Origin of the sequence: Pseudomonas sp. SIMBA_041 (genome assembly GCF_046535095.1) — a bacterium.
GTDB lineage: Bacteria > Pseudomonadota > Gammaproteobacteria > Pseudomonadales > Pseudomonadaceae > Aquipseudomonas > Aquipseudomonas mucoides.
On record NZ_JAWRXJ010000800.1, the window covers coordinates 1 to 244 of the forward strand.

Below are 244 nucleotides of genomic sequence, written 5' to 3' on the forward strand. Positions count from 1 at the left end.
GGCAGCTTGACCGCATCACCACGGTCGGTGCCGGTGACCATCTTGGCTTTCCAGTCGAAATCCAGGTCGGCTTTCTTGGCTTTGCCCAGACCACCACGCTCGAAGCGATAGGACTGGGGCACCAGGGTGTCCTTGTCCAGGGTCAGGGTGCTTTCCTCGCTCAGGCTGGCGATCATCATCGATGCCTTGAAGCTGAGTTTCCACGCACCATTGGCGGTTTTTTCCAGGCTGCGTTCAGCAGTGC

Annotated in this window: 1 pseudogene; it reads right to left on the reverse strand. The window is 59.0% G+C overall.

From position 1 onward, the window contains the following. Positions 1–244, reverse strand: a pseudogene (locus SB725_RS33330) (DUF3108 domain-containing protein); the annotation flags it as partial.